This is a genomic window from Serratia sp. Je.1.23.a, from assembly GCF_051129805.1.
GTDB classification, from domain to species: Bacteria; Pseudomonadota; Gammaproteobacteria; order Enterobacterales; family Enterobacteriaceae; genus Serratia; species Serratia liquefaciens.
Genome location: NZ_JBCPSR010000004.1, coordinates 400,716 through 408,616, shown reverse-complemented (window position 1 = coordinate 408,616; position 7,901 = coordinate 400,716). Strand labels below are relative to the sequence as shown.

Genomic DNA, 7,901 nt, shown 5'->3' with positions numbered 1-7,901 from the left:
GTGGCGTATAATACGCTTTCCTCTTTCAGAGTCAACCCCTAAATTTCAGGATTTTTTCTCTTCGAACCCCGGATACTCTGTGAAGTTGTTCACATGTTCCGTGTCGATGGAGGCGCATTATAGGGAGCCGGTTCAGAATGACAAGGATTAATATTCACTTTTTATCTGACAGCTCACTATTCATGCATAACGTCTATTAAACCCGCTTTTTGATGGCTTCTGGCAGGTCTGCCAGGCTATTTAGCACCCAATCCGCCAGTTTCTCACCTTGTTCAGTGACCGGCTTACCGGTGCGCACCAGCACTTTAGTACCGACACCTGCCGCTATTGCCGCCTGCATATCTTCCGGTTTGTCACCCACCATATAAGAAGCGGCCATATCAATGTTCAATTCTTGCTGCGCTTGCAACAGCATGCCCGGCTCAGGTTTACGGCAGTCGCATGTCTGGCGGTACTCTTCTATTACAGCTTCAGGATGATGCGGACAGAAATAGATACCGTCCAGGTCAACATCGCGATCGGCCAGCGACCAATCCATCCACTCCGTCAGGTACATAAATTGGTCTTCGCTGAACTTGCCACGCGCAATGCCAGACTGGTTGGTCACCAATACTAAAGCAAAGCCCATCTTTTTAAGTTCGCGACAGGCGTCGATCACGCCTTCTATAAAGTGGAAATTATCGATTTCATGGACGTAGCCATGGTCGACATTAATCGTGCCGTCACGATCGAGGAAAATTGCTGGAACGCTTTGTGTCACCGGTTTGCTCCTGAGGGCCTGAAAACCCGGACAGTATCGCATGTTTTACCCGGTACTGAGAACGGCAGAGAACAGCGTTGATCGTTGACTTAGACGTCTAGACGCCTTAACATCTGATTTATACCTTGGTCCACGCCAAGGTTTACTTTTATCTAGCCACGGGCAACCACGCTAAAATAAGAAGAATATGATTAAACTTTCTAACATCACCAAAGTGTTCCAGCAGGGTTCGCGCACCATTAGCGCGCTCTCTGACGTGACTCTTCACGTCCCTGCCGGGCAAATTTATGGCGTTATCGGTGCATCAGGCGCCGGTAAAAGTACGCTGATCCGCTGCGCCAACATGCTTGAGCGCCCGACTTCCGGCCAGGTGTTGGTTGACGGACAGGATCTGACCTCGCTGTCTGAAAGCGAACTGACACGCGCACGCCGCCAAATCGGCATGATCTTCCAACACTTCAACCTGCTTTCTTCCCGCACGGTATTTGGCAACGTTGCGCTGCCGCTGGAGCTGGACAACACCCCACGGGCTGAAATCAAAAAGCGCGTGACCGAATTGCTGGAACTGGTCGGGTTGTCGGACAAACACGACGCCTACCCGGCCAATCTGTCCGGCGGCCAGAAGCAACGCGTGGCGATTGCCCGTGCGCTGGCAAGCCAACCGAAAGTCCTGCTGTGTGACGAAGCCACCAGCGCATTGGACCCGGCCACTACCCGTTCCATTCTGGAACTGCTGAAAGACATTAATCGTCGTCTCGGCCTGACCATCCTGTTGATCACCCATGAAATGGACGTGGTGAAACGCATCTGCGATCAGGTTGCGGTCATCAGCCAGGGGCAGTTGATTGAAAAAGACAGCGTCAGCGAAGTGTTCTCTCATCCGAAAACGCCGCTGGCCCAGCAGTTTATTCAGTCCACGCTGCATCTGGATATCCCCGATGATTATGCCAAGCGCCTGGCTCCGGAACGCAGCGGTGGCCGTCAGCCGCTGTTGCGTTTGGAATTCACTGGCCAGTCCGTAGATGCGCCGCTGCTGTCAGAAGCCGCACGCCGTTTCAACGTTAATAACAATATCATCAGCGCCCAGATGGATTACGCCGGCGGCGTTAAATTCGGCGTGATGCTGGCAGAGCTGCACGGCAGCGACGAAGACGCGCTGGCAACGATTAAGTTCCTGCAGGAAAATCAGGTAAAAGTAGAGGTTCTGGGTTATGTCTGAGGCAATGATTTGGTTAATGGCGCGCGGCGTGTGGGAAACCGTCATGATGACCTTTGTCTCCGGCTTCTTCGGTTTCGTACTTGGCTTGCCGGTTGGCGTGCTGTTGTATGTGACTCGCCCGGGGCAAATCGCCGCCAACAATACGCTATACAGGACGCTGTCCGGGTTAGTGAACGTGTTCCGTTCCATTCCGTTCATTATCCTGCTGGTGTGGATGATTCCCTTTACGCGGATGATCGTCGGTACCTCTATCGGCCTGCAGGCGGCTATCGTGCCGCTGACGGTCGGTGCAGCGCCCTTTATCGCCCGTATGGTAGAAAACGCCCTGCTGGAGATCCCTTCTGGCCTGGTGGAAGCTGCCCGCGCAATGGGCGCGACCCCGATGCAAATCATCAAAAAGGTGCTTTTGCCGGAAGCCCTACCGGGCCTGGTCAACGCTGCCACCATTACCTTGATCACGTTGGTGGGTTATTCCGCCATGGGCGGTGCGGTAGGTGCCGGCGGGCTGGGGCAGATCGGTTATCAGTACGGTTATATAGGTTATAACGCCACAGTAATGAATACCGTATTAGTATTACTGGTGGTGCTGGTCTATCTGATTCAGTTCTGCGGTGATCGGATCGTCAAAGCCGTCACCCATAAATAGTTTTTACAGCAACTGCGCTCACACAGCGTATTTCAAATGCGAGTCTAATGAGGAAGGGATATGTCGTTAAAATTTAAATCCATCGCGGCAATCGGCGCACTGATCGGTACTCTGGCTCTGGCAGGCTGCGGTCAGGAAGAAAAAGATCCGAACCATATCAAAATCGGCGTCATTGTCGGTGCTGAGCAGCAGGTTGCTGAAATCGCGCAAAAAGTGGCGAAAGAAAAATACGGTCTGGACGTCGAACTGGTGACCTTCAACGACTACGTGCTGCCGAACGAAGCACTGAGTAAAGGCGACATCGATTTGAACGCCTTCCAGCACAAACCGTATCTGGATCAGCAGATCAAAGATCGCGGCTACAAGTTGGTACCGGTTGGCAACACCTTCGTTTACCCGATTGCCGGTTACTCCAAGAAGATCAAATCTCTGGACGAACTGAAAGACGGTTCTCAGGTTGCGCTGCCAAACGATCCAACCAATCTGGGCCGCTCCCTGCTGCTGCTGCAGAAGGTTAACCTGATCAAACTGAAAGACGGTGTTGGCCTGCTGCCAACCGTTCTGGACGTGACTGAAAACCCGAAAAACCTGAAGCTGGTCGAGCTGGAAGCGCCGCAACTGCCACGCTCGCTGGACGATCAGCAAATCGCGCTGGCGGTGATCAACACCACTTACGCCAGCCAGATTGGCCTGACACCGGCAAAAGACGGCCTGTTTGTTGAAGATAAAGATTCACCTTACGTGAACCTGCTGGTTGCCCGCGAAGACAATAAAGACGCGGAAAACGTGAAGAAATTCGTTCAGGCCTATCAGTCTGACGAAGTGAACGAAGCAGCCAACAAAATCTTTAACGGTGGTGCAGTTAAAGGCTGGTAATCATTAATTACCGAATTTATTCCTATAATTGCAAGACGGGCTCCGGCCCGTCAGACACTGTTAATAAAATCCTTTGCGACTAATGCAACCATTTAGTCCTAATAAAAACAAAGGATTATATTCTCTGCATTACCCCAAACACCCGAAAACCACGTTTTTCGGGTGTTTGTCAGAAATCTAGACGGGCTCCGGCCCGTCTTGTTATTTCCACCATAGATTGCTTCAATAGCGCCACTCACATATTCCATCAAGGCAGAGGAATCTCAATGCGTGCTTTACCTCTCTGTTTGTTAGCGCTCGCGCTTGCAGGGTGTTCGTCGCAGCGTTTCGCGCCACCTTCAACAAGCAGCACCAGCAAACCGGTCTCGACCACACCAGCAAAAACCACGCCAGCAGCACGTCCGGCACCGGTTAAACTGTACAAAAGTGCAGAAGAATTAGTAGGTAAGCCATTCCGCGATCTGGGTGAAGTCTCCGGCGAATCTTGCCAGACGACAGTACAGGATTCCCCACCCAATCTGGCCACCGCCCGTAAGCGTATGCAAATTCGCGCGTCCTACATGAAGGCCAATGCCGTGCTGTTGCATGACTGCCAGATTGTCAGCGGCGTTGCCGGCTGTTACCAACAGGCCATTTGCCAGGGCTCTGCGCTTAACGTTTCGTCCAAATGACCGAGTTTGTTTTCAATCAGATCGGCACTATTCGTTCACCGTATAAAGAAAAATTCGCCGTACCCCGCCAGCCGGGGTTAGTCGAAGACGGTGGCGGCGAACTGGTGCTGCTGCCTCCTTATAACCAGCCGGAAGCAATACGCGGCCTTAGCGACTTCAGCCATCTTTGGGTAATGTTCATTTTCCATCAAACCCTGGAAGGTGGCTGGCGGCCAACCGTTCGCCCTCCTCGTCTGGGCGGTAATGCCCGGATGGGCGTCTTCGCAACCCGCTCGACCTTTCGCCCCAACCCGCTCGGCATGTCGCTGATCGAATTAAAAGGCGTGCGCATTCAAGGCGCTGAGGTAGTACTGGAATTAGGTAGCCTGGATCTGGTTGACGGCACGCCGGTGGTAGATATCAAACCTTACCTGCCGTTTGCCGAAAGCCAGCCGCAGGCACGCGCCGGATTTGCCCAAGCCGCACCAGCCGGCGATATGCCGGTGAGCTTTACGGCCGAGGCGGAACAGCAGTTGCTGCAACATCAGCAGCGTTATCCGCAGCTTCGTCGGTTTATCACTCAGGTGCTGGCTCAGGATCCGCGTCCGGCTTACCGCAAGGGGCAACAGGCGGAACGGGATTATGCCGTCTGGCTGCTGGATTTCAACGTGCGCTGGCGGGTGGTGGATCAGCAAACCGAGGTGTTGTCACTCGACCTGCGTTAAAATTCCACCGTCTCTCTTTTGACAACCTGCTCGCACTGGTAAACTAAATCACTTTCGAAAATTTTGGCTGCCCTACTACTGGCAGCCGGTTGCAATTTGCAGTTCTAACGGAACCAAAACACCATGCGTACTAGCCAATATCTGCTCTCCACTCTGAAGGAGACACCTGCCGATGCCGAAGTGATCAGCCACCAGCTGATGCTGCGCGCCGGGATGATTCGCAAGCTTGCCTCCGGTCTTTATACCTGGTTGCCTACCGGCCTGCGCGTTCTGAAAAAGGTTGAAAACATCGTTCGCGAAGAAATGAACAATGCTAACGCGATCGAAGTTTGCATGCCGGTAGTACAGCCTGCCGATCTGTGGCAGGAAAGCGGCCGTTGGGAGCAGTACGGTCCTGAACTGCTGCGCTTTGTCGATCGCGGCGATCGCCCATTCGTACTGGGTCCAACGCACGAAGAAGTGATCACCGATCTGATCCGCAACGAGATCAGCTCTTACAAGCAACTTCCGCTGAACTTCTTCCAGATTCAGACCAAGTTCCGCGATGAAGTCCGCCCTCGTTTCGGTGTGATGCGTTCGCGTGAATTCCTGATGAAGGACGCGTACTCGTTCCACACCTCGCAGGAATCCCTGCAGGCGACTTACGATGCGATGTACGAAGCCTACAGCAAAATCTTCAGCCGCATGGGCCTGGACTTCCGTGCAGTGGATGCCGATACCGGCTCTATCGGCGGTAGCGCCTCACACGAGTTCCAGGTACTGGCCGACAGCGGTGAAGACGATATCGTGTTTTCCACCGGTTCCGACTTTGCTGCCAATATCGAACTGGCAGAAGCGATTGCCCCGGCTCAGCCATGTGCCGCAGCCAGCGAAGAACTGCGCATTGTAGATACGCCGAATGCCAAGACCATCGCCGAGCTGGTAGAGCAATTCCAACTGCCTATCGAGAAAACGGTCAAAACGCTGCTGGTTCGCGCTAAAGAAGAAAGCGGCCACAAGCTGGTTGCTCTGCTGGTGCGTGGCGATCACGAACTGAATGAAGTGAAAGCCGAGAAGCTGCCACAGGTTGCCGTTCCTCTGACCTTCGCCACCGAAGAAGAGATCCGCGCCATCGTTGGTGCAGGCCCGGGTTCACTCGGCCCGGTCAATCTGCAGGTTCCGGTCGTAGCTGACCGCAGCGTCGCGGCGATGAGCGATTTTGGCGCCGGTGCCAACATTGACGGTAAACACTACTTCGGTATCAACTGGGAGCGTGATTTGCCGCTGCCACAGCAGGTTGCTGATATCCGTAACGTGGTCGATGGCGATACCAGCCCGGACGGTAAAGGGACATTGCTGATCAAACGCGGTATCGAAGTCGGCCATATCTTCCAACTCGGCACCAAGTACTCTGAAGCAATGAAGGCGACGGTTCAGGGCGAAGACGGCCGTAATCAGGTCCTGACCATGGGCTGCTACGGTATTGGGGTCACTCGCGTGGTAGCGGCGGCTATCGAACAGAATCATGACGATCGCGGCATCATCTGGCCAGATGCTATCGCCCCGTTCCAGGTTGCCATTCTGCCAATGAATATGCACAAGTCCTTCCGCGTGCAGGCGCTGGCGGAAGAGCTGTACAACACCCTGCGTTCCCATGGCATCGACGTGATCCTCGATGACCGTAAAGAACGTCCAGGCGTGATGTTCGCGGATATGGAACTGATTGGCGTGCCGCACTCTATCGTTATCGGCGACCGTAACCTCGACAGCGAAGAGATTGAGTACAAAAACCGCCGTGTCGGCGAGAAGCAAATGATCAAAACCGGCGAAATCGTTGATTTCCTGCTGGGGCAGATCAAACGCTGATCCGCAGAGACAGAAAGCAAAAACCCGCCTAGGCGGGTTTTTTTATGGTCGTTATTTGCTGTCGCAATTTTTGCTGCGGTCGAAAACGAGTTTACCGTCCGGCACCAGCGCCTTTTCAGTCTGCCCTTCTTCCATTGACGGCTGAACACTGAAGTGGCCATTCAACGTCAGGAAGACCGGTTCACCCGGCGTTTTGTAGGCTTTGGCATATCCTTGTTCCAACGCGATGGTATTGTCTACCGGGAACGTCTTGCCCGTGGCGCAGTCTTTAAACACCGCCGCATCCGCCATGTAGGTGTAGCTGCCTTTCAGCGCCATCGGCGTTTTAGGCAAGGCTTTCTCTACCGGATCCAGACGATAATTCAATTTGGACTCGATAATCGCACCGCTTTGATCCAGCATTTCCAGGCTCTTGCCTGCGGGCCGGAAATAGCGTTTGTCGCCACGGCTGTCCGTTAGCACCAGCTTATCGGCGGTTCGTGCCCACTTACCGTAGTCGGCGAAAGTCTGGTCGCCGTCTTTGGTATCACGATAGGTTTCCTGCAGCACGAAAGTGCCGTCTTCATCCAGGAACAGCGAAGTATCCAGGCCGCCGCAGTCTGCACAAGGCAACACGCCCTGATAACTTTGCTGCATTGCCTGAAGAGGCTGTTCCTTTGGCTGATACTGATTATTACATCCCAATAATGAGAGTGCCCCTGCCGCTAAAAACAGGGCTATTGTTATTTTCTTCACAGCTATTCTCCTACTGTGTCCATGTATCCTTAAGTGCGGATTTTGCCGCGCAGCGCTTTCGTTGCACCTTTACGTACTTTGCCTTCCAGCCGACGTAATTTCGCCCCTTTCGTGGGCTTGGTCGCTCTGCGCGCTTTTTCCACCACCATCGCCTGCTGAATCAGCGCCACCAATCTGGCCAACGCCGCCTCACGGTTTAATTCCTGGCTGCGATATTCCTGCGCTTTAATAATCACCACCCCCTCGGCGGTAATTAAATGATTATTCAGGGCCAGCAGCCTTTCCTTATAATACTCTGGCAGGCTGGATGCCCGGATGTCAAAGCGCAAATGGATGGCCGTTGAGGCTTTGTTCACGTGCTGGCCACCCGCACCCTGCGCACGGATCGCCGTCAATTCCAGCTCGTTATCCGGTATGGCAACGCTTCTCGACAGTTCCAGCACCG

General features: G+C 53.7%; 9 protein-coding genes. 6 read left to right on the top strand and 3 right to left on the bottom strand.

The features are described from left to right. Positions 1-196 precede the first annotated feature (196 nt). Positions 197-760, bottom strand: coding sequence for a D-glycero-beta-D-manno-heptose 1,7-bisphosphate 7-phosphatase (gmhB, locus tag AAZT04_RS17400; protein ID WP_020828329.1), 564 nt, complete (start codon positions 758-760; stop codon positions 197-199). 187 nt (positions 761-947) lie between these two features. Here gmhB and metN point away from each other — a divergent pair, with 187 nt between their 5' ends. From metN to proS, 6 genes are all read left to right on the top strand, one after another. After that, positions 948-1,979, top strand: coding sequence for a methionine ABC transporter ATP-binding protein MetN (metN, locus tag AAZT04_RS17395; protein WP_020828330.1), 1,032 nt, complete (start codon positions 948-950; stop codon positions 1,977-1,979). Next, positions 1,972-2,625 carry a methionine ABC transporter permease MetI gene (locus AAZT04_RS17390; RefSeq protein ID WP_020828331.1) on the top strand — a complete coding sequence of 218 codons (654 nt, stop codon included), beginning with the start codon at positions 1,972-1,974 and terminating at the stop codon, positions 2,623-2,625. Before metN ends, AAZT04_RS17390 begins: the two co-directional genes overlap by 8 nt. Positions 2,626-2,685: 60 nt before the next feature. Then, the gene (locus tag AAZT04_RS17385; protein WP_020828332.1) at positions 2,686-3,501 is read left to right on the top strand and encodes a MetQ/NlpA family lipoprotein; all 816 of its coding nucleotides are present in this window, start codon (positions 2,686-2,688) and stop codon (positions 3,499-3,501) included. A gap of 266 nt (positions 3,502-3,767) precedes the next feature. Then, a complete protein-coding gene (gene rcsF / locus AAZT04_RS17380) occupies positions 3,768-4,172 on the top strand; it encodes an Rcs stress response system protein RcsF (protein ID WP_020828333.1) in 405 nt (134 codons plus the stop codon). Beyond that, entirely contained in the window at positions 4,169-4,876 is a 708-nt protein-coding gene (tsaA, locus tag AAZT04_RS17375) for a tRNA (N6-threonylcarbamoyladenosine(37)-N6)-methyltransferase TrmO (RefSeq protein WP_020828334.1), read from the top strand. The genes rcsF and tsaA overlap by 4 nt, the downstream gene beginning before the upstream one ends. Before the next feature lie 123 nt (positions 4,877-4,999). After that, the gene (gene proS / locus AAZT04_RS17370) at positions 5,000-6,721 is read left to right on the top strand and encodes a proline--tRNA ligase (protein WP_048759146.1); all 1,722 of its coding nucleotides are present in this window, start codon (positions 5,000-5,002) and stop codon (positions 6,719-6,721) included. A gap of 51 nt (positions 6,722-6,772) precedes the next feature. Here the strand turns inward: proS and nlpE are convergent, their stop codons facing one another. Both nlpE and arfB read right to left on the bottom strand, forming a co-directional pair. After that, positions 6,773-7,456: an envelope stress response activation lipoprotein NlpE gene (gene nlpE / locus AAZT04_RS17365; protein WP_041414885.1), complete on the bottom strand. Its 684-nt coding sequence runs from the start codon at positions 7,454-7,456 to the stop codon at positions 6,773-6,775. A 29-nt stretch (positions 7,457-7,485) separates the two neighbouring features. After that, positions 7,486-7,899 (bottom strand): alternative ribosome rescue aminoacyl-tRNA hydrolase ArfB, encoded by a 414-nt coding sequence (arfB, locus tag AAZT04_RS17360; protein ID WP_048759149.1) that lies wholly within the window; start codon positions 7,897-7,899, stop codon positions 7,486-7,488. Positions 7,900-7,901: the final 2 nt, after the last annotated feature.